Source organism: Georgenia sp. H159 (genome assembly GCF_035607575.1).
Taxonomy (GTDB): Bacteria; Actinomycetota; Actinomycetes; order Actinomycetales; family Actinomycetaceae; genus Oceanitalea.
Map to the genome: position 1 here is coordinate 61,485 of NZ_JAYDZY010000007.1, position 21,068 is coordinate 82,552.

The 21,068-nt window shown below is 71.7% G+C and carries 18 protein-coding genes; 7 read left to right on the forward strand and 11 right to left on the reverse strand.

Translation table 11 applies throughout. The features are described from left to right. Positions 1 to 228: 228 nt before the first annotated feature. From VR894_RS10975 to VR894_RS10995, 5 genes are all read right to left on the reverse strand, one after another. Positions 229 to 1,275 (reverse strand): Gfo/Idh/MocA family oxidoreductase, encoded by a 1,047-nt coding sequence (locus VR894_RS10975; RefSeq protein WP_324651524.1) that lies wholly within the window; start codon positions 1,273 to 1,275, stop codon positions 229 to 231. Beyond that, positions 1,272 to 1,865, reverse strand: a complete 594-nt coding sequence (locus VR894_RS10980) for a hypothetical protein (RefSeq protein ID WP_324651525.1) — start codon at positions 1,863 to 1,865, stop codon at positions 1,272 to 1,274. Before VR894_RS10980 ends, VR894_RS10975 begins: the two co-directional genes overlap by 4 nt. A 2-nt stretch (positions 1,866 to 1,867) precedes the next feature. After that, positions 1,868 to 2,773: a carbohydrate ABC transporter permease gene (locus VR894_RS10985; protein ID WP_324651526.1), complete on the reverse strand. Its 906-nt coding sequence runs from the start codon at positions 2,771 to 2,773 to the stop codon at positions 1,868 to 1,870. Beyond that, positions 2,770 to 3,651, reverse strand: a complete 882-nt coding sequence (locus VR894_RS10990) for a sugar ABC transporter permease (RefSeq protein WP_324651962.1) — start codon at positions 3,649 to 3,651, stop codon at positions 2,770 to 2,772. The genes VR894_RS10985 and VR894_RS10990 overlap by 4 nt, the downstream gene beginning before the upstream one ends. Before the next feature lie 104 nt (positions 3,652 to 3,755). Beyond that, on the reverse strand, positions 3,756 to 5,060 hold the full coding sequence (locus VR894_RS10995; protein ID WP_324651528.1) for an ABC transporter substrate-binding protein: 1,305 nt from the start codon (positions 5,058 to 5,060) through the stop codon (positions 3,756 to 3,758). A gap of 284 nt (positions 5,061 to 5,344) precedes the next feature. Between VR894_RS10995 and VR894_RS11000 the strand changes: the two genes are divergently transcribed. Beyond that, positions 5,345 to 6,391, forward strand: coding sequence for a LacI family DNA-binding transcriptional regulator (locus tag VR894_RS11000; protein ID WP_324651529.1), 1,047 nt, complete (start codon positions 5,345 to 5,347; stop codon positions 6,389 to 6,391). A 116-nt stretch (positions 6,392 to 6,507) separates the two neighbouring features. On the opposite strand, the gene VR894_RS11005 is transcribed toward VR894_RS11000, so the two are convergent. Next, positions 6,508 to 8,670, reverse strand: coding sequence for an HNH endonuclease signature motif containing protein (locus tag VR894_RS11005; protein ID WP_324651530.1), 2,163 nt, complete (start codon positions 8,668 to 8,670; stop codon positions 6,508 to 6,510). 119 nt (positions 8,671 to 8,789) lie between these two features. On the opposite strand from VR894_RS11005, the gene VR894_RS11010 reads away from it, so the two are divergent. The 3 genes from VR894_RS11010 to VR894_RS11020 all read left to right on the forward strand — a co-directional run bounded on the left by VR894_RS11010 (position 8,790) and on the right by VR894_RS11020 (position 12,247). After that, positions 8,790 to 10,577: an alkaline phosphatase D family protein gene (locus VR894_RS11010; protein ID WP_324651531.1), complete on the forward strand. Its 1,788-nt coding sequence runs from the start codon at positions 8,790 to 8,792 to the stop codon at positions 10,575 to 10,577. 100 nt (positions 10,578 to 10,677) lie between these two features. Next, positions 10,678 to 11,496: an alpha/beta fold hydrolase gene (locus VR894_RS11015; protein WP_324651533.1), complete on the forward strand. Its 819-nt coding sequence runs from the start codon at positions 10,678 to 10,680 to the stop codon at positions 11,494 to 11,496. 64 nt (positions 11,497 to 11,560) lie between these two features. Continuing rightward, positions 11,561 to 12,247, forward strand: a complete 687-nt coding sequence (locus tag VR894_RS11020; RefSeq protein WP_324651534.1) for a DNA alkylation repair protein — start codon at positions 11,561 to 11,563, stop codon at positions 12,245 to 12,247. Here VR894_RS11020 and VR894_RS11025 read toward each other — a convergent pair. Genes VR894_RS11025 through VR894_RS11035 form a run of 3 tightly spaced genes read right to left on the reverse strand, consistent with a single transcriptional unit; the run spans position 12,240 to position 15,318 of the window. After that, positions 12,240 to 13,124: a carbohydrate ABC transporter permease gene (locus tag VR894_RS11025; RefSeq protein WP_324651536.1), complete on the reverse strand. Its 885-nt coding sequence runs from the start codon at positions 13,122 to 13,124 to the stop codon at positions 12,240 to 12,242. The two genes, VR894_RS11020 and VR894_RS11025, sit on opposite strands and share 8 nt — an antisense overlap. Then, complete coding sequence (locus tag VR894_RS11030; protein ID WP_324651537.1) at positions 13,124 to 14,050, reverse strand: sugar ABC transporter permease; 927 nt, start codon at positions 14,048 to 14,050, stop codon at positions 13,124 to 13,126. Before VR894_RS11030 ends, VR894_RS11025 begins: the two co-directional genes overlap by 1 nt. After that, complete coding sequence (locus VR894_RS11035; protein ID WP_324651539.1) at positions 14,047 to 15,318, reverse strand: ABC transporter substrate-binding protein; 1,272 nt, start codon at positions 15,316 to 15,318, stop codon at positions 14,047 to 14,049. The genes VR894_RS11030 and VR894_RS11035 overlap by 4 nt, the downstream gene beginning before the upstream one ends. A 224-nt stretch (positions 15,319 to 15,542) precedes the next feature. Between VR894_RS11035 and VR894_RS11040 the strand changes: the two genes are divergently transcribed. Continuing rightward, positions 15,543 to 17,711, forward strand: a complete 2,169-nt coding sequence (locus VR894_RS11040; RefSeq protein WP_324651541.1) for an alpha-galactosidase — start codon at positions 15,543 to 15,545, stop codon at positions 17,709 to 17,711. 62 nt (positions 17,712 to 17,773) lie between these two features. Here VR894_RS11040 and VR894_RS11045 read toward each other — a convergent pair whose 3' ends face one another. Further along, positions 17,774 to 18,562, reverse strand: coding sequence for a hypothetical protein (locus VR894_RS11045; protein ID WP_324651542.1), 789 nt, complete (start codon positions 18,560 to 18,562; stop codon positions 17,774 to 17,776). Between the two features lie 311 nt (positions 18,563 to 18,873). Here VR894_RS11045 and VR894_RS11050 point away from each other — a divergent pair, with 311 nt between their 5' ends. Then, positions 18,874 to 20,214: a D-arabinono-1,4-lactone oxidase gene (locus VR894_RS11050; protein WP_324651543.1), complete on the forward strand. Its 1,341-nt coding sequence runs from the start codon at positions 18,874 to 18,876 to the stop codon at positions 20,212 to 20,214. Position 20,215: 1 nt separating this feature from the next. Further along, the gene (locus VR894_RS11055) at positions 20,216 to 20,527 is read left to right on the forward strand and encodes a DUF1905 domain-containing protein (protein WP_324651544.1); all 312 of its coding nucleotides are present in this window, start codon (positions 20,216 to 20,218) and stop codon (positions 20,525 to 20,527) included. A gap of 30 nt (positions 20,528 to 20,557) precedes the next feature. On the opposite strand, the gene VR894_RS11060 is transcribed toward VR894_RS11055, so the two are convergent. Further along, on the reverse strand, positions 20,558 to 20,935 hold the full coding sequence (locus tag VR894_RS11060; protein ID WP_324651545.1) for a VOC family protein: 378 nt from the start codon (positions 20,933 to 20,935) through the stop codon (positions 20,558 to 20,560). Positions 20,936 to 21,068: the final 133 nt, after the last annotated feature.

Consider the following 21,068-nt stretch of genomic DNA (forward strand, 5'->3'; position numbering starts at 1 on the left):
TTGCACGCAGCAACGGCGATGACGTCCGTCCACCGCTCGACCCGGCACTCCCCGCCGCTTCGTGACCGGCGGCAACGACGGTGCCGTCCCAACGGCAACCGATCGAGTGACGCCTCCCGGCTGCGAGTACACGGCCAGCTGCTCGCATGTCGCCCTCCTCGCGGGCCGTCGCCGATGACCTCACCGCACTGCGGCAGCTGCGGACAAGGGCGATGGGAACGCCGCAGGTTACGGCACCTGGGCAACCGAGGCGAAGCTCCGCGTCCGCGCCGAGGTCAGCGCCGCGTCGATGAACGCGGCGGCCGCGGCCGCCTGCCGACCGGGCGCCGGGTTCACCGCGCGACCGGCGATGACGTCGGCGAAGGTCCGGGCCGGCTGCCACGTCCGCTGCGGCTCCTCGTGGGCGGCCGCGATGGTCACGTCGACGCCGTCGGAGCGGCGGAGCACCGACCGTCCGGACATCATGTCCTGGTCGAGGACGCCGCGGGTGCCCAGGTACCGCACGACGTGGCGCTCTCCCCTGGCGGGACCGGCCATCCCGCTCGAGCTGACCACCCCCGTACCGCCGCCGGTGAAGCGGAAGGCGGCGACGTCGTCGACGTCGACCTCCTGCCCCCGGTTGTCGACCAGTGCCGCGACCTCGGCGACCTGCCGGTCGGTGACCCAGCAGACCATGCCCATGACGTGGGTGAGCTGCGTGTGCGCCTGTCCCCCGCCGGCCGCGGCGCCGTAGCTCTCCGGGTGCTGGTCCTCGGGGGCGTCGTCCGCGTCGGGGTCGGCCTCCTCCGCGCACACGAAGAGCGAGCCGGTCCCCGAGCTGAACTCCGCCATCACCTGGACGAGCTCGCCGATGTCGGACTGCACGGCTTCGCGGACCAGCGCGGCCGCCGGCGTGTACTGGTCGGTGTACCCCACCGCGAGGTGCAGGCCCGCCCCCTCGGCCCGGGTGACGAGGTCGATGGCGTCCTGCGCCGTCGTCGTCAACGGCTTCTCCACGAAGACGTGCCAGCCCAGGTCCAGCGCCCGCGCGGCGACGTCCCGGTGCGTCGCGTGGGGTGTGGCGACGAGGACGCCGTCGACGTCCAGCGCGCTCAGGTCCGCTACGTCGCTGACGACCTCGGGGACGCCGTGCGTGTCGGCGAGCTCGCGCGCCCGGTCCCGCTGCGCGTCGCACAGCGCCACCAGCCGGGCGCCGTCGTACGCGGCAAGGGAGGGGACGTGGTGGTTCGCCGACCACCAGCCCGCTCCGACGACGGCCAGCCGCGGCGCCGTCATGCCCGCCTCTCCGCGCGGTACTCGACGGCGACGACCGCCAGGCAGAGCAGCCCGGGGACGATGAACACCAGCGGGGTCAGCATCCACACCATGACGCCGCACAGGGCGACGGCGGTGAGGAGCAGCGCGGACCCGGCCGGGTCCGTGGCCGAGGCGAGGGCGGCGGACCGCAGGGTCTCGCGCCAGCTCCGCTGCCGGGACCAGGACCCCGTCGCCCGCAGCACGACGACGACGGCGCTCCCGGCCACCACGGCGCTCACCACCTGGACAAGCGTGCCACCCGGCAGCACCCCGGACGCCGCGATCGCGCTGTTGAGGTCGAGCACGACGAGCAGCCCGACGATCGCCAGGGAGACGAGCCACCCGCCGGACCGCAGCGCCCCACGGACGTCGGCCCACAGGTCGGCCAGCGTGTCCGGCCGTCCCTCGAGGTGGCGGCGCAGGTGTGCCGCACCGGCGGCAAGGGCGGGCACCAGAGTCACGAGCGGCACGCTGAGCAGGCACAGCACCATGCCGGTGAGCAGCACCTCGCTGAAGAACGCGAAGCCCCCGTGCAGCAGCCTGCGCTGGTTCACCGCTGTCGCTCCCATGCTCAGCCCTTGAGGCCCTGGGTGGCGACGCCCTCGACGATGTGGCGCTGGAACAGGATGAAGAACAGCAGCACCGGCACGAGCGCGAGGACCGCCATGGCCATCTGCGCACCGTAGTCCGAGACGCTGGTCTGGTCGACGAACAGGCGCAGCGCGATCGGCAGCGTCGCCAGGCTCGGGTCCTTGAGGTAGAGCAGCGGACCGAAGAAGTCGTTCCAGCTCCAGATGAAGGAGAAGATCGACGCGGTCACCAGCGCCGGCTTCATCAGGGGCAGCATGATCGAGGTGAAGATCCGCACGTGCCCGGCCCCGTCGATGCGCGCCGCCTCGTCGAGCTCGCGGGGCAGGTTGCGCATGAACTGGACCATGAGGAAGACGAAGAACGCGTCCGTCGCGAGGAACTTGCCGAGCACCAGCGGGACGAAGGTGTTCACCAGGCCGAGCTCGTTGAACACGATGTACTGCGGGATGATCACGACGTGGAACGGCAGCAGCAGCGTGCCGATCATCAGCGCGAACCACAGGTTGCGGCCGGGGAAGCTCAGCCGGGCGAAGGCGTAGGCCGAGACGGACGAGGAGAACAGCACTCCCACGACGGTGAGGACGGCGAGCACCACGGAGTTCTGGACGAAGGTCCAGAACGACACCCCGCCGATGCCCTGGAGCGCGGTGAGGTAGTTCTGCGTCGAGCCGTCGGCCGGGATGAGGCTGACGTTGCCGACGATGTCGTTCGAGGGCTTGAAGGACGACATGAGCATCCACAGGCCCGGGTAGAGGACGACGGCGGTGAGCGCCAGCATCATGAGGTTGAACAGGATCCGCTTGCCCGTCCGGCGGGGCCGGCGGCGCTCAGCCCGCTCGCCCCCGGGCGCGGGCACGGGGGCCGCGATGGTCGTTGCCGTACTCACTTGGACTCCCCGCTGTAGTGCACCCAGACCCGCGAGCTGCGGAACAGGCCGGCCGTGATGAGGCCGACGACGACGACGAGCACCCACGCCATGGCCGACGCGTAGCCCATGTCGAACTGCGCGAAGCCCTTGATGTAGAGGTAGAGCGTGTAGAACAGCGTCGAGTCCGCGGGACTTCCGGTGCCGTTGGAGATGATGAACGCCGAGGCGAAGATCTGGAACGCGTTGACGGTCTCGAGCAGGAGGTTGAAGAAGAGCACCGGCGAGAGCATGGGGATGGTGATCTGGAGGAACTTGCGCACCGACCCCGCGCCGTCGACCGAGGCCGCCTCGTAGAGCTCGGACGGGATCTGCTTGAGGCCGGCGAGGAAGATGACCATCGGCGCACCGAACTGCCAGACCGTCAGCAGGATGAACATCGGCATCGTCTTGCTCGGGTCACCGACCCAGCCGCCCCAGTCGAGACCCACCGAGCGGCCCATCCGGTCGACGATGCCCTCGTCGATGAACATCGCCTTCCACACGATGGCCACGGAGACGCTCGCCCCGATGAGCGAGGGCGCGTAGAACACCGAGCGGTAGAAGCCGCTGCCCCCGAGCTTGGTGTTGAGGAGCATCGCCACGGCCAGGGCGGCCGCCAGCTTGATGGGTGTCCCGAGGAACACGTAGATGGCGGTCACCTTCGCCGAGGTGAGGTAGCGCGGGTCGGAGAACATCCGCTCGAAGTTCTCCAGACCGATCCACTGCGGCGGGGAGAAGAGGTCGTAGTCGGTGAAGGCCAGGTACAGCGAGGCCAGCATCGGGACGGCCGTCAGCGCGAAGAAGCCGATCAGCCATGGACTGAGGAACGCGTACCCCGCCCTGGTCTCCCGGACCAGCGGCCGCCTGCGCGTGCGCGCGGGCGGCCGCGGGACGGTGACCTGGGGAGGAAGCGCCTCGGTGGGCTGTGCCACGAGTCATTCCCCTCGTTGCGGTGAGTTGGTCAGCTGAGCAGCTGCTCGGCCTCGGCGAACCACTGGTCGACGAACTCGTCCACGGTGATCGTGCCGAGCCCGAGCTCCTCGGAGAGACGCAGGTAGGTCGCCTCCAGCGCACCGAAGCCCTCGACGGGCTGCGGGACCGTGGCGGTGATGTCGTCCGCCACCGACTCCTCGTAGTCGGCGACCAGGGCGTCGGCGCCCTCGAGCGTCACGCCCTCGCGCTGCTCCTCGGAGGCCGGCAGGCCGCGGCTGGTGCCGAAGATGCCACCGACCTCGGGGTCGTTGGTGAGGAAGTCGACGAGGAGCGCAGCCGCCTCCGGCGCCTCGGTGTTCGCGGCGACCGAGAGGAACATCGCGGGCTTGCTGAACAGCGCCTTCTCACCGTCCTCGCTCGACGGCGGGACGAGCAGGCCCATGTCCTCGGTGCCGCTGTCGGCGATGGCGAGGGAGATCATGTTGTCCCAGTTGAACTCGGTGGCCACCTGGTTGTTGGTGAACCCGGTCTTCGGCGCGAGCTGGATCGTGCGGTCCGTGGGGAAGGTGAGCGCGCCCTCGCGGAGGTCGGCGGTGGAGTTCAGCCACTCGGCCATGTCCTCCTTGGTGAACGCGATGCCCTCGTCGTTGAACACCTCGTTGCCCTGCTGGGTCATGTACAGGGCGAACATCCAGAACACGCCGGTGTAGTCCATGCCGCCGTAGAGCTGGGGGTCGGCGGTGGCGCCGGCCTCGGAGGCGGTGGTGATCCACTCGTTGTACTCGGACCACGTGTAGTCCTCCGAGGGGAGCTCCACACCGAGGCTGTCGAGGACGGTCTGGTTGTAGTGCAGGGAGAGCACGTTCGTCCCGGTGGGGATCGCGTAGGTGCCCTCGGCGAGCTCGCCCGAGGCGAGGACGGTCTCGTCGATGGTCGAGACGTCGATGTACTCCTCGAGGTAGGGCTCGAGGTCGAGGAGCTGGTTCCGCTGACCGAACTGCCGCAGGTAGGACAGGTCCATCTGGATGATGTCGGGGAGGCTCGAGCTGGCCGCCTCGGTCGCGCGTGCCGGCCAGTAGTCGCCCCACGCGGCGAAGTTCAGCTGCACGTCGATGTTGGGGTACTCCTCGTTGAAGAGCTCGATCGACTGCTGGTAGCGCTCGGCCCGGTCGTCGTTGCCCCAGATGGTCATCGACAGGGTGACGGGCTCCTCGGTGTCGAACTCGTCGGCGGGCGGGGCGTCCTGCCCCTCGCTGTCGCCACCGCCACAGGCGGCGAGCAGGAGTGCGGAGGCGGCCAGTGCCGCCGGGATCGTCATTGCTCTGCGCTTCATCGGTGAGCCTCTCTGCTCTCGGGCACCCGGACTGACGGCGGTGCCGTGCGGGTTCTCAACACCGTAGGTGAATCGGTACAAACGAGTCTAGCGACGAGACTGAATCGTTACAAGAGGTCGACGCAGGGATGGTGTCGGGCGCGGTCGTACCCAGCAGGCACTGAGCGCCGCCGTGGTCAGCGCGCGTGGCGCGTCGATGCCGAGCCATCGCGCTCGGGTCACGCGGTGAACCGGTCGACTCCGGCGGGTTGTAGCGTTGCGTCGACAACGACGAAGGGACGGCGATGGCTGGCACGCGGGCGAGCATCCGGGACGTCGCGTCCCTGGCCGGGGTGTCGGTCGGCACGGTGTCCAACGTGCTCAACCACCCCGACCGCGTCTCCCCCGGCACCCGCGACAGGGTGACGTCGGCCGTGGAGAAGCTCGGCTTCGTCCGCAACGAGTCGGCGCGTCAGCTGCGGGCCGGTACGAGCGGGATGATCGGGCTGGTCGTCCTCGACGCCGGGAACCCGTTCTTCACCGACGTCGCATTCGGTGCCGAGGAGGTCATCACCGACGCCGGCTACTCCCTCATGCTCGCGAACAGCGGTGAGGACCCGGGCCGGGAGGCGCGCCACCTCGGCCTGTTCGAGCGCATCCGCGCGGAGGGTGTACTTGTCTCCCCCGTCGACGCGGGCGGCGCCGCCCTCACCCGGCTGCGTGAGCGGGGCGTGCCCGTCGTGCTCGTCGACAGGGGCACCGAGCTCACCCACGAGTGCTCGGTCGCCGTGGACGACATCGCCGGCGGCCGGCTCGCGACGAGCCACCTGCTGGAGCAGGGGCACCAGCGCATCGCCGTCATCGGTGGGCCGGAGTCGCTGCGCCAGGTGACCGAGCGACGGGCCGGCGCCCAGGAGGCGGTCGCCGGGTACGCCGACGGCGACGGGCGCTGGGCACGGCTCGAGCTCCTCCCGACGACGGCGCTCACCATCGCCGAGGGACGACGCGTCGGCACCGAGCTGGCCGCGCGCACGGCCGACGAGCGCCCGACCGGCCTGTTCGCGCTCAACGACCTCCTCGCGCTCGGGCTGCTCCAAAGCATCACCCTCGCGGGGCTGCGCGTGCCGGAGGACGTCGCCATCGTCGGCTACGACGACATCGCGTTCGCTGCGGCAGCGACGATCCCCCTCAGCTCGGTGCGGCAGCCGCGCGCGGACCTGGGCCGCCGCGCCGCGGAGCTGCTGCTCGAGGAGGTGCGGCCGCCGACCGGCGACGGTCAGCAGCACGAACACCAGCACGTCGTGTTCGCACCCGAGCTGGTCGCCCGGGCCTCGACGCTGGGCCGGGAGTAGGCACCTCCCCGCATCGCCGGGGCGGTGCGCGAGGCGCGCGTCAGGTCGCACCTCGCACGACCCGCGGCCGGTGCGACGACGTGCCGCTTCCGCGCTCGTGCACGGCCGACAGCGGCTCAGAACGGCGGTCGGTCCGCGAAGGCGTCCCGGGCTCGTGCGTCCCCGGGGAGCGTTCCGCGGCCGAGCGGCGTGACGCGCCCGGTGCGGTCACGCAGGTAGTGGTGCCCCGTGGGGGTGGTCCACTGGAAGCTGCCACCGCCGAGGTGGCGGAGCCGGAAGGCACCGACGGTCTTGACGAGGTGCTCGCCGGTGCACATGGACCCCAGGTTGTCGGCGCTCGTGACTCCGCCGAACTCCCAGGCGTCGATGTGGTCGAGCTGGCAGGACTGTGCCGGCACCGAGCACCCGGGGCACACACACGTGCGGTCGCGGTTGCGCACGAAGTCGGCGATCGCAGCCGGCGGTCGGTAGCGGGTGCGGCCGACGTCGAGCAGCTCCCCGGACAGCGGGTCGGTGACCAGCCGCTGCCACGTGCCACCGCTGTAGGCGAGCGCTTGGGCCACATCGGGCGTGATCGGCCCGTAGCCGTCGAGCTCCGCCACCTCGACGGGTGGGCCGTGGTGCCAGTCCTCGGGGAAGCCGTAGTCGTCGGGCGGGTCGTCCGGCGCCGGTGGTTCGCCACCGGTCGGTGGTGAGCCGCCGCCACTCCCCGGCAGCGACCCCGCGGCGCCGTTCCGGGCAGAGCTCTCCCCCGTGGCCCCGTTCCGGGCAGAGCCCTCCCCCGTGGCCTGTCCGGAGTCTCGCAGGGGCTGGACGAGCACCGAGAGCGGTACGACGACCTTGATCTGCGCCCGACGGCCCCCGATCCCTCCGATCGGCATGTGCGGGGTGCGCAGGAAGGAGTTCCCGGTGTGCATGACGGGGTTGTCGGAGGGAGCCGGCGCGGCGCCGGTGGGCGGCGGGTCTGCGCTCGCTCCGCCCCCAGTGGACGTCGGTTCAGCGCTGTCTCCTGGCTGAACGGACGCACTGTCCGTGCGGCCCTCGCCATCCGCACTGCCTCCGCGGTCCGCGCTGCCCTCGACGTGCACACCGTCCGCGCTCGTCTCGGCATCCGCGCCCTCCACGCCGTCCGCGCTCGTCTCGGCGTCCGCGCCGTCCGCGCCGTCCGCGCCGTCCACGCCGTCCACGCCGTCCGCGCTGCTCGCGAGGCCTCCGCCGTCCGCACTGCCCTCGGCCTCGACAGCACCGGTGACCTCATGGTCCGGAATGCTGTGGCGCTCCGGCGGCGCCCCGATGAAGCCGTGGTCGAGGGCGCCGTGGCCCAGGAGGGCGAGGGCGTCGGCGCGGAGCTGGTCGATCGTGCGGGTGTCGCCCGCGGCCCTTGCGGTCCGTGCGGCGGCCTCGAGCGCGAGGTCGAGCCCGGCGGCGTCGGTGGCCGGCAGGACGGCGGAGATCGCCGACATGCCGTCCGGGAGGGGCCGGGGATGGTTCACCCGCCGCTTCTCGCGGGCCTGCCTGTGCCGAGCGGTTGCCCTGTGCGGGTCGATCGAGATGATCGCCCTGCTGACGGCCTGCTCCACCTGGGTGACCGTCTGGTGGCCGGCGTCGGGCAGGACGACCTGCTGCACCTCCCAGGCGACGTCGGGTGGCTGGTCCTTCAGCAGCCGCGCGATGGCGCTCGCCTTGGCGTTGTCGATCCGCCCCTCCTGCAGTGCTGCGCCGGTGTCCTCCAGCGTGGTGGCGAACAGGTGGGCGTTGTCGACCATCCGCTGTGCCGCGAACTTGGAGATACCCAGCCGCGGTGCGAGCTCGTGTGCCGCCACGTTGACGACGTACTCACCGCTCGGCCGGACCCCGCGCGGGTTGAGCAACGGCCGACGGGCGAGGTGACCGGTGAGCTCGGTCATCCGGTGGTGCGCCCAGGCGGCGAGGCGCTGGTAGCCGGCGATGGCCTCGACCAGGTGGTACTCGTCGAGCTCGCGCGGATCGATGCTCTCGAGCTCGGCGGCGAGGAGCAGTCCGGGTTCGATGGTGGCCAGCAGCTCGCTGGGCACGTGCTCCGGCGCTGCGTCCCCGTCGAGCTCCGGTCCGGCGTCCAGGCCCGCGAGCCAGTACTCGAGCCATGGCGGTTCCTCGGCGACCGGTTCGGACTCCAGTGGGTCGGGCGGCAGCGGCGGGAGCTCGGGCCACTCGGCGACGTCGACGGCGGCCCGACGTTCCGCGGTGAGCCCGGGCGTCGAGCCGCCCCGTGTCACCCTCGCCTCGTCGTCCGGTCCCACACTCTCCACCTCCCTCGGTGTCTGCTGCCAGGCTATCGGCGAGCACTGACATCGCCGTCGTGCTCGCTCTTTGCCGCGATCCGCACTCGCGCACACCCATCCACGAGCACACTGGGTCCATGGCCTCCGACCTCCTCCTGGGACCGATGCTCCGGCGCGTCGACGGCGACATGGCGACGGTGTGGGTGGAGACCACCTCAACCGCGACGGTCACCCTCCGCCTCCTCCCCGACGACCACGACGACGGCGCGCGCTCCTGGTCCGCCCCCACCTTCGCCGTCCACGGGCACCACTACGCCCTGCTCGAGGTGACGGGACTCAGCCCCGGCGAGCGCGTGCCCTACGAGGTCCTCGTCGACGACGTCGTCCGCTGGCCGGAACCCGGCTCCCCCTTCCCGGCGAGCACGATCGGCGCGCCCGCCCACGCGGGACCGGTACGTCTCGCGTTCGGCTCGTGCCGGACGAGCGTCCCGCACGACGTCACCCATCACGTGAGCCACGGCGTCGACGCGCTGCGGACCTTCGCGCTCGCCGTCGCCGACGGCGACCCGGGTCCTCTCGGGACCCCACCGGACCTGCTGCTCCTCCTCGGCGACCAGGTCTACGCCGACGCCACGTCGGCGGAGATGCAGGAGTTCATCGCCGCGCGACGCGACATCACCGAGGAGCCCGGCGACGAGCTGGCCGACTACGAGGAGTACGCCCACCTCTACGGCCTGGCCTGGGGCGAGCCCGCGCTGCGCTGGCTCTTCTCGTGGCTGCCGTCGCTCATGATCTTCGACGACCACGACGTCCGGGACGACTGGAACACGTCCGCCGAGTGGCGCCGGCAGATGGAGGCCACGAGCTGGTGGCACGGGCGGATCGTCGCCGGCCTCGGCTCGTACTGGGTCTACCAGCACCTCGGGAACCTCTCCGCCGCCGAGCGCGCGGAGGACCCGCTGTGGCGTGAGCTGCAGCGTCGCCAGGAGGCGGAGCCGGACGTCGAGGTGGACCTCACCGACGACGTCGACGCGTTCGCCGACCGCGCAGACCAGGAACCGGGGACCTACCGGTGGAGCTACACGCACCGGCTGGGTGACTCCCGGCTCGTCGTCGTCGACTCCCGCGCTGCCCGCACCCTCGAGCGCGGCAACCGCTCGATGCTCGACGACGCGGAGATGGCCTGGCTCGACGAGCAGCTCACCGGCGACGTCGAGCACCTCCTCGTGGCGATCTCCCTGCCGTTCCTCCTGCCGATGGGGCTGCACCGCATCGAGGCCCTCAACGAGGCCATGGCGGAGGGCCGGGTGGCGCCCCGTCTCACCGGGGTCGCCGAGCGGGTGCGACAGGAGCTGGACCTCGAGCACTGGGCCGCCTTCACCGACGCCTTCACCACGGTGGCCCACATGGTCACCGAGGTGGCCGACGGGCAGCGCGGGGCCCCACCGGCGTCCGTGCTCTTCCTCTCCGGTGACGTGCACTTCTCCTACGTCACCGAGGTGGACCGCGAGTCCGGGTCACGGATGCTCCAGCTCGTCTGCTCCCCCGTCCGCAACCCCCTTCCCCGCGCGCTGCGGGCCTTCGCCGCGTTCGGGTCGCACGCGGCGCGGCCGGTCGGGGCCCTGTTCCTGCGCTGGGCGAAGATCCCCGAGCCCCCGTGGCGCTGGCACGGCATCGCCGGACCCTGGTTCGACAACAACCTCGCCGTGCTCGAGATCGACGGCGAGGACCTGCGCACGGTCTGGCTCGGCGGCCGGCTGGTCGGCGGCCCGGACGACAGACCCGACCTCGACATCGTCGCGGACCTCGCCCTCGACGTGCCGCCCGCCGGGACGGCGCACCAGCGCCCCCTCGCCCGGGTGCACCCCGACAGGCGGCGGGGTTTCGTCGGCCGGCTCCGCCGCCGCCTGACCCGCCACCGCTAAGACGCGCGCAGCACCGCCGTCCCCCGACCCCACGGCATCGACGGCGACCACCGCCCCGCGCCGCCGCCTACGCTGGTCCCAGCCGCACGAGGAGGTCGCGATGGACGAGGACTGGACCCGCGTCGCGCTTCCCGACGGCGAGCTCGAGGTCCTCGACATCGGCACCGGTGAGCCCCTGCTGCTCGTCCAGACGGCGCAGGTCGCGGACGAGCTGCTGCTGGTCGGCCGTCTCCTCGCGCGCGAGCACCGCGTGGTGCTCACCCATCGCCGCGGCTACGCGGGGAGCAGCCCGACGGCGGGAGCCGGCTCGGTCCGCAGGGACGCGGCCGACTGCGTCGTGCTTCTCGACGCGCTCGGGATCGGCCGGGCCCACGTCGTCGGGCTCTCCTACAGCGGAGCGGTGGCCCTCGAGCTCGCGTTGCGGTGGCCCGATCGGGTCCACACGCTGTCGCTCGTCGAGCCACCACCGCTCGGGGTCCCCGCCGAGCCGGAGTTCCGGGCGGTGTGCACCGACCTGCTGCGGACGTACGAGCACGAGGGACCCGCCGCGGCGCTGGCGTCGTTCATGGAGCGGCTCGTCGGCACCGGCTGGCGCACCGAGCTGGACGCCTTCCTCCCCGGCACGGCCGCCGCCGTCGAACGGGACAACGAGACCTTCTTCGCCACCGACATCCCGGCTCTGCTCGGCTGGCACCACACCGACGAGGACGCCCGCGCCGTCCGCGCCTCCGTGCTCCACGTCGGCGGCACGGACAGCGGGCCGTGGTTCGCCCAGGTGCGCGAGCGGGTGCTCGACCTCGTGCCGGGAGCCGAGGACGTCGTCGTGCGCGGCGCCGGGCACACCCTCGCCCTCACCCACGCCCCCGACGTCGCCGCGGCCGTCAGCGCGTTCGTCCGGACACACCCGCTCGGGCCGTGACGGGCACCGGGCTCCCCGCACACTCCTCGTAGGCTGGCACCATCCCGACCGACAGGAGGCCGACGTGGCCACGACACAGACACCGCAGGTGACGGTGGACGAGGTGCTCAGCGAGCTCGCGGCCCTCGAGGACCCGAAGGTCCGCGCCGTCAACGAGCGCCACGGTGACGACCACGGGGTCAACCTCAGCAAGCTCCGCGCCGTCGCCAAGCGGCTGAGGACCCAGCACGAGCTCGCCCAGGAGCTCTGGGCCACCGACCAGACCCCAGCGAGGCTGGTCGCACTGCTCATCTGCCGCCCGAAGGCCTTCCCGCGCGAGGAGCTGGACGCGATGATCCGCCAGACGCGTGCGCCGAAGGTGCACGACTGGCTGGTCAACTACGTCGTGAAGAAGAGCCCGCACGCCGAGGCGCTCCGGGTGACCTGGACCGCCGACCCGGACCCGGTCGTCGCGAGCGCGGGCTGGGCGCTGACCAGCGAGCGGGTCCGCAAGAGCCCCGACGGGCTCGACCTCCCCGGCCTGCTCGACGTCGTCGAGGCCGAGATGAAGGACGCCCCGGACCGCCTCCAGTGGGCGATGAACGAGACGCTGAGCCACATCGGCATCGAGCACCCCGAGCACCGGGAGCGCGCCCTCGCCATCGGCGAGCGGCTGGAGGTCCTCAAGGACTACCCCACGCCCCCGAACTGCACGTCCCCCTACGCGCCGGTCTGGATCCGCGAGATGGTGGCCAGGCAGCGCGCTACTTGATCGCGCCCCGGGTGACGCCGGAGATCACCCACCGCTGGGCGACGATGTAGACGATGAGCAGCGGCGCCATCGCCATGAGGTAGGAGGCGAAGGCGAGGGTGTAGTCGGCGCTGAACTGCCCCTGGAAGACGTACTGGGCGAGCTGGATCGTGGCGCCGTCGGGGTCGGAGATGATGACGAGCGGTAGCAGGAAGTCGTTCCACGCCCACACGCAGGCGAGGATGCCGACCGTCGCGTTGATCGGGGCCAGCAGCGGGAAGATCACCTTCCAGAACACGCCCCACGTGCTCGCGCCGTCGATCCGCGCCGCCTCCTCGAGCTCGGCCGGGATCGAGCGGATGTACGCGGTGTAGAGGAAGACGTTGAACGAGAGCCCGTACACCGTGTAGAGCAGGATGAGACCCGCCTGGTTGTCCAGCCCGAGGATCGCGGCCTGCTTCGCCGCCGGGAGCATGAGCACCGGGAACGGGATGAACAGCGCGGCGATGAAGTAGTAGAACAGCGCCTTGAACAGCCGGCGGTGGAACTGGCGGGCGATCGCGTACGCGACCATCGAGTTGGTCAGCAGCGTGAGCGTGACGGCCCCCACCGTGATGACCGCCGTGTTGAGCGCGCGCGCCGGGAAGTCGATGGTGCGCCACGCCTCGGCGAAGTTCCCCCACGCCCACTCGGTGGGCGGTGCGAAGCCGGTGCCGCCGAGCTGGTCCGGGGTCTTGAGCGCCGTCACCACCGTGAAGTAGAGCGGGACGAGGACGGTGAGCGACAGCACGCACAGGAGCGCGGTGAGCCACCAGTTGACCCTCTCCGTCCGCGGCCCGCGGCGTCGGGCGCGGCGGCCTCTGCGCGGCGGCGGCATCGTCACGGCGTCGGCGGACATCAGGCGCTCACCTCCTCACGACGGAGCACACGGAGCTGGAAGAAGGCGAAGGCGATGATGACGATCATGAAGAGCACCGCGTTGGCGAGCTGGTAGCCGTACTCCCCGCCCTCGAAGCCGCCGCGGTAGATGAGCACACCGATCGACTCGGTCGACGTGCCGGGGCCACCGCCGGTCATGGCGATGATCTGGTCGAACACCTGGAGGAAGTTCTTCAGGGCGAGGACGACGTTGATCGTGAAGAAGCCCCAGATCATCGGCATCGTGATGCTCCAGAACTGCCGCCACGGGGTGGCCCCGTCGATGGCGGCCGCCTCGTACAGCTCGCCGGGCACCGTCTGCAGCCCGGCGAGGTAGATGATGATCGTGAACGCCGCCCCCTGCCAGACCGTCATGATGACGATGCCGATCCACGCGAGCTCGGGGTCCGCCAGGAGCGACGAGCTCAGCGCCTCGATCCCCAGCGCCTGGCCGATGGTCGGCAGCGACTGGTTGAACATGTAGGAGAAGACGTAGCCGATGACGAGCAGCGCCAGGACGTAGGGGATGAAGTACACCCCGCGCAGCGTGTTCTTCAGCTTGATCCGCGAGTTGAGGCCGATCGCGATCGCCAGGCCGATGACGTTGACGAGGACCGTCGTGATGAGCGCGAACTTGAAGGTGAAGATGTAGGCGTCCACGACGCGTGGGTCGGAGAACAGCGACGTGTAGTTGGAGAGCCCGACGAAGTTCCACGCCCCGTAGCCGGGCGAGTCCGTGAAGCTGTAGAAGATGCCCTGGAGCACCGGGATGGTGTGCAGCACGAAGAACAGGACGAACGCCGGCAGGACCATCCAGTAGTACGCGCGGTCCAGCCCTCTCCCGTGGCGGTGGGGGCCCGAGCGCGCGTCCGTGTCCGTGGCGCTCGGGTCGACGGCGGTGCTCATGAGTCCTGCACCGCCCCCACGCCCCAGGTCCGGCGCTGGGACACCCGGTCCCAGTTGGCGTCCAGGCCGTCGACGAAGGCCTCGGCGTCCCTGTCGAAGAGGTACTGCTGGAGCAGCGGCCCCAGCGGGATCGCCTGGATGAACTGGTGGTCGGTGAAGCCCACGATGCGTCCCTCCTCGATGTACTCCCGCACGCCGGCCAGGGCCGGGTCCTCGTTCACCAGACCCTCGAGCGCAGGGATGGCCACCTGCTGCTCGGCGTACTCCTCGACCACCTCCGGCTGGAGCAGGAAGGTGAGGAACCGCTCGACCTCCTCCCAGTGCGGCGTCGTCGCACTGGCGGACAGGACGACGTCGACGCCGGAGACGAGCGTGGTCTGCGCGGGGTCGTCGGTGGCCGGCAGCGCGAAGGAACCGACCGTGAACTCGGGCCCGAAGGAGCGGATCTGCGGGACGGCGTAGCTGCCCAGCAGCAGCATCGCGGACTGCCCGTCGGCGAAGGCGCGGGTCCCCTCCTGGTAGCCGAACGCGGCCGGGTCCGGCTGGGTGTACTCGAAGAGCGTGCCCTCCTTCTCGATGGCCTCGAGCCACCCCTCGCGGAACGTCGTCTCCCCGGCGAACCGCTGCTCAAAAAAGTTCTCCGGCTGGATCTGCGCCGTCAGCGGCGCGAGGGGTGACTGCGCCGTCCAGGCGTCGGCGAGCATGCCGTAGAAGGGGGTGATGCCCTCGGACTGGAAGTACTCCGCGGTCTCGATGAGCTCGGACCAGGTCATGGGGACCTCGCGTCCGTGCTCCTCGAACATCTCGACGTTGTACAGGACGCCGGAGGCGTTGGCGGCGAACGGGATGCCGTTGACGGCACCGGGCTCGCTGGCTCCCAGCTCCTCGACGACCTCGACGTACGCGGGCTTGATGTCCTCGAGGAGCGGGCTGCCGGAGAAGTCGTGGAAGACACCGGCCGAGGCGAACTCCCCGAAGGTGCCGTTGGCGTTGAAGGTCAGGACGTCCGGCGGGTCCTCCTTGACCAGCCGGATGCGCATCGCCGTCTCCGCGCTGGGCACGTTGTCCACGGTGACCCGGATGTCGGGGTTCTCGTCCTCGAACTGCGCGGCCAGCTCGTTGAAGTAGTCCACGGCCTCGGGCTTGAACTGGAAGAAGACGATCTCCGTCGGCTCGTCCCCGCCCGCCGCGGAACAGGCGGTCAGAGCCGCACTCAGCGCGACGACGGCGCAGGCGCCTGCGGTACGTGCCGACTTCCGTCGGTTCATGGCGACCCCCCACGAAACGCCAGTGGTACTGCAGGACGCGCTCAGTGTGACGGATGCCACTGACATGCGCCACCGGGACGCCTCCCGGGTGTGGTCGGACGCGCGGGGCGCCCTCACGACGCCCCGTCGACGGTGGCCGTTCTCGCCCGCCTGACGGCCGGCACAGGCGGGACGACGACGGCGGCCGGCTTGCCGCACCCGGGCACCGGGCATACAACGGCAGGGTGAGAACGCACCGCCCCGCCGAGACGCCCGACGGCGTCGTCCACCTCCGCGCCGGGGGAACCTCCGTCGTCCTCGCCAGGACCGGCACCGCGCTGCCCCGGGTGCTGCACTGGGGCGCGGACCTCGGGGAGCTCGACGACGACGCCCTCGGTGGGCTCGCGCGCGTGAGCGAGCCCCCGCTCGTGTCCGGCCAGCCCGACGTCGTCGTCCCGCTCGCCCTGCTGCCCGAGCACTCCAGCGGGTGGATGGGCACTCCCGGCCTCACCGGGCACCGCGGCGGCACGGACTTCAGCACGGCGTTCGCGGTGACCTCGTTCGACGTCGACGACGCCGACGACCCGCTCGTCGCGGCGCGGGTCCGGGTGACCGCCGCCGACGCGGTCGCCGGGCTCGGCCTCGAGATCGTCCTCGAGCTCCTCGCGTCCGGTCTGCTCCGGATGCGCGCCGCGTTGACCAACGAGGCCGACGGCGTCTTCGACGTCGGCACGCTCGACCTCGCGCTGCCCGTGCCCCCCACTGCGCGCGAGGTCCTCGACCTCACCGGCCGGCACCTGCGCGAGCGCGCGCTGCAACGCCACGAGTTCACGCTCGGCACCCACCTGCGCGAGTCACGCCGTGCCCGCGGGCACGACGCGAGCCTGGTGCTCGCCGCGGGGAGCCGCGGGTTCGGGTGGCGGCACGGGGAGGTCCACGCGCTGCACGTCGCCTGGTCGGGCAACACCCGCTGCTACGCCGAGCGGACCAACCTCGGCGACGCCATGCTCGCCGCGGGCGAGCTCCTGCTCGCCGGCGAGGTGCGGCTGCAGCCGGGCGAGGCCTACACCGGCCCGTGGGTCTACGCCTCCCACGGCTCGGGACTGGACGACATGGCGGGACGCTTCCACCGCTTCCTCCGCGTCCGGCCCACGCACCCCCGGTCACCGCGGCCGGTCACCCTCAACGTGTGGGAGGCCGTGTACTTCGGCCACGACCTCGACCGCCTCACCGAGCTCGCCGACCGGGCCGCCGCCGTCGGGGTCGAGCGGTACGTGCTCGACGACGGGTGGTTCGGCTCCCGCCGCGACGACACCTCCGGACTGGGCGACTGGTACGTCTCGCCCGACGTGTGGCCCTCGGGGCTCGGGCCGATCATCGACCACGTGCACGGGCTCGGGATGCAGTTCGGGCTGTGGTTCGAGCCCGAGATGGTCAACCCCGACTCCGACCTGTACCGCGCCCACCCGGACTGGATCCTGTCCGCCGGCGGGCGGCTGCCCGTGGCGGCGCGCAGCCAGCAGGTCCTCGACCTCGGCAACCCCGACGCGTACGCCTACATCCGCGAGCGCCTGCTCGCCGTCCTCGACGAGTACGCGATCGACTACGTCAAGTGGGACTACAACCGTGACCTCGTCGAGCCCGGTCAGCAGGCCACCGGCCGGGCCGGCGTCCACGAGCAGACGCTCGCGGTCTACCGGCTCCTCGACGAGGTCCGCGCGGCGCACCCCGGCCTGGAGATCGAGTCCTGCGCCGGCGGCGGCGGACGCGTCGACCTGGGCATCCTCGAGCGCACCGACCGGGTGTGGGCCTCGGACTGCATCGACCCCCTCGAGCGGCAGCTCATCGAGGCCGGCACGCGGCTGCTCCTGCCGCCGGAGCTCATCGGCTCCCACATCGCCTCCCCGGTGAGCCACACGACCGGACGCGCGCACACCCTCGACTTCCGCGCCGGGACGGCGTTCTTCTCCCACCTCGGGATCGAGTGGGACCTCACCGCGGCAGAGCCCGCGGACCTCGACCGCCTCGCCGGGTGGGTCACCGCCCACAAGCTCCACCGGGACCTGCTGCACAGCGGCACGGTGGTCCACACCGACGACCGGGACGAGTCGCTCTGGGTGCACGGCGTCGTCGCCGAGGACCGCCGGGAGGCGGTCTTCACCCTCGTCCAGCTGCGCACGCCCGTCGCCTCCCCGGTGGGCCGCGTCCGCCTGCCGGGGCTCGACCCGGACACGACGTACCGGGTCGCGCCCCTGCCGCCCGGCGACACGGTCGGCGACCGGGCAGGGCACGCGCCACCGCCGTGGTGGTCGCGGCCCGCACACCTCACCGGCCGGGTGCTCGGCGCGGTCGGCGTGCAGGCCCCCGTACTCAACCCCGAGCAGCTCGTCCTGCTCCACCTCGTCGCGCGCTGACCGCTGACTGCTCCGGTGACCGGCGCCGCTCGGCGCACCACGGCGCCGGTCACCGAGCGGCGCTACGGGGTGCGCCGCACGCCCAGGGTGTCGCGACCGTCCCCGTCCCAGTCGCCGATGTAGGCCTCGTCGGTCGCCCGACCGTAGGCCACGGTGACCTGCGCGCTCCCGCTGTTCAGGACGTTGCTCGCGAGGTAGACGTTCCCGCGGCGGACGCCGATGGTGTCGCAGCCGTCCCCGTCCCAGTCGCCCACGATCACCCGGTCGTCCTGGTGGCCGTAGCGGAAGTAGTAGAGCGCGTGGCCGACGTCCCAGTGGTCCTTGGGGTAGAAGGTCGGTATCCCGCCGATCCGCCACATGACCGTGTCCGTCCCGTCGCCGTCCCAGTCCCCGATGAAGAGCTCGTCGTCGGTGCGGCTGTGTGAGGCGACCTGGTCTGCGGGTCCGCCGCCGAGGGAGTTCTTCAGGTGGATCGCGGTACCGCGGCGCACAGCGAAGGTGTCGTCGCCGTCGCCGTCCCAGTCACCGACGAGGACCTCGTCGGTGGCCCGGCCGTAGCTCAACTCCAACTCCGCCGGCCCGCCGGCCGCGTTGTTCGTGACGTAGAACCGGGCGCCTCGGCGGACGGCCACCGAGTCGGTGCCGTCGCCGTCCCAGTCACCGACGTACACCTCATCGGTGAAGCGCCCGAAGTGGAAGGCGTGGTCCGCGGCGCCGCTGGACCAGCTGTTGGTGAGGAAGAACCCGTTCGGGCTCTCGCCCGGCGCCCCGCTCGCGGTCCCCAGCAGCGCGGCAGGGGCAAGGATGGCAAGGGCGGTCGATGTTGCGGTGAGCGCCGTCCGGTGACGCATCGTCTCCTCCTAGAGACAACATCGGGATGGTGTTCCTGCGCCTGAGGCGCACTGAGCCACCCGGGTGCGCGTAGCCGCGACCGTGGTGAGCACTCGCCCGGCTCACGCCCTGCACGAACGACTCCCGTCAGCGCCGTCGGTGGCCTGCCGGTGACGACGAGTCTCCTCCGGTCGGTCGCCGCCGACAAGGACGGTTACGCAACCGCAACGCGTGCGGGACGCCCTGCCGATCGCCCCCGTGCAGCCCGGTCGGCCCCGCCGTCACGCAACGGCCGACCCGCTCGTCGGTGGTCCGTGGGAGGCTTTCGGGCGTGACGAGGAACTGGGCAGGCAACCACACCTACACGGGCACGCTCGTGCGACCGGGGTCGCTCGACGAGGCGGCCGATGTCGTCGCCGGGGCCGAGCACGTCCGGGCGGTCGGCTCGCGGCACAGCTTCAACGACATCGTCGACTCCGAGGCGACGCTCGTCAGTCTCGAGCGGCTCGCCTACCGCCACCCGAGCCTCCACCCGGACGACGAGGACCTCGAGCGGTCGGGCGGGCTCAGGGACGACGACGGCGGCGGGCAGCCCGGAGGAACCGAGCCGGAGCTCGACGCGCTGACCGGCCGGGTCCGCGTGTCGGCGGCCACCCGCTACGCCGATCTCGCCCGCTTCCTCGAGGACCACGGCCGCACGCTGCCCAACTTCGCCTCCCTCCCGCACATCGGGATCGCGGGCGCCGTCGCCACCGCCACCCACGGGTCGGGGACCGACAACGCGGCCCTCGCGTCGTCCGTCGTGCGGCTCGAGCTCATCTCCGCGGACGGCACCGAGCGGACCATCGACCGCGACGTCGACGGCGACACCCTCAACGGCGCGACCGTCTCGCTCGGGGCGCTGGGACTGGTTCACACGCTCACCCTCGAGACGGTGCCGGCGTTCGACGTCGCGCAGACCGTGTACGGACCGGTCCCGTTCGCGGCCCTCGCCGACGCCTTCGACGACGTGAGCGCCCTCGGCTACTCGGTGAGCTGCTTCACCACGCTGAGCTCGAACGCCTTCGACACCGTGTGGGTCAAGCAGGTGCACGACCCCGACTCCCCGCACGCTGCCCCCGAGTCGGTGCTCGGTGTCCCCGCCCTCACCGCCGAGACGCACCCGATCCCCGGGATCGACCCGGCCAACTGCACCCCGCAGCTCGGAGCTCCGGGGCCGGCGGCGGACCGGCTGCCGCACTTCCGCGCCGACCAGCTGCCCAGTGCCGGCGAGGAGATCCAGTGCGAGTACCTCGTGCCGCGGCACAGCGCCCGCCTCGCGCTGCACGCCCTGGCGAACCTCGCCGAGCCCCTTGCCGGGCTGGTCCAGGTGTGCGAGGTGCGCTCGGTCGCCGCGGACCTCGCGTGGATGAGCCCGATGTACGGCCAGCCGTGCGTCGGGATCCACTTCACCCTCGTCCGCGACCCGGCCCGGGTCGGTGCGGTCCTGCCACTCATCGAGGAGGCCTTCGGGGTGCTCGGCGGCCGGCCGCACTGGGGCAAGGTCTCCGCCGCCGACCCCGACCGGGTCCGCGGCCGGTACCCGCGCCGCGAGGACTTCCTCGACCTCGTGCGCACCCACGACCCGGACCGCACGTTCACCAACCCGTTCGTGCGGCGCTGGGTGGGCTGAGATGGCCTTCGCGTTCGACGCCGAGCTGTGGCTGTGGGACGCCCGCGCCGACAGCTGGACGTTCGTCTCGCTCCCCACCGGCGTCGCGGACGAGATCCTCGACCTCTCCGCGCCGTTCACGCGCGGCTTCGGCTCCGTGCGCGTCGAGGTCACGGTCGGCCGCACGACGTGGCGCACGTCGCTCTTCCCGTCCAAGGAGGCCGGGACCTACGTGCTGCCGGTCAAGAAGGCCGTCCGCCAGGCCGAGCGCCTCGACGTCGGAGACACGGTGCCGATCGAGCTGACACTGGTCGATCTCGAGCCGCCGGCCTGACGACGACGCCGGGGCGCGGGGCCCACGGCCTCACGCGTTCTGCCAGAGCCCGACGACGTTTCCCTCGGAGTCCTTGAAGTACGCGGCGAAGCCCATGTCCCCGACGGCGGTCCTGCCCGCGACGACCTCCCCGCCGTGCGCGGTCACGCGGGCGAGGTCGGCGTCGATGTCCGCGCTGTCCAGCGTGATGACCGTCGCTGTGTTGGGCCCCTCGCGGGGTGTCATCCCACCGCCGATGTAGCCGGGCTCCGCGGGCATCCCGTCGTCGCCGGCGGGGCCGGTGGAGACGCCGACGTAGTCGAACCCGGGCATGTCGTCGAGGCGCCAGTTGAAGACGGTGTCGTAGAAGCGCCTGACCCGTTCCTTGTCGTCGAACGGGATCTCGAAGTGAACCACGCGACCACTCATGGGAGACCTCCACGTGCTGGGGCCGGCGCCGTGGTGACGTCGGCGCTGACGATCGTCATCGTAGGACCGTGCGTCCCGGCGGAACAGAGGCAGGGACACCATCTCGTGCTGCACCTGTCCCGCTCCTCGCCTG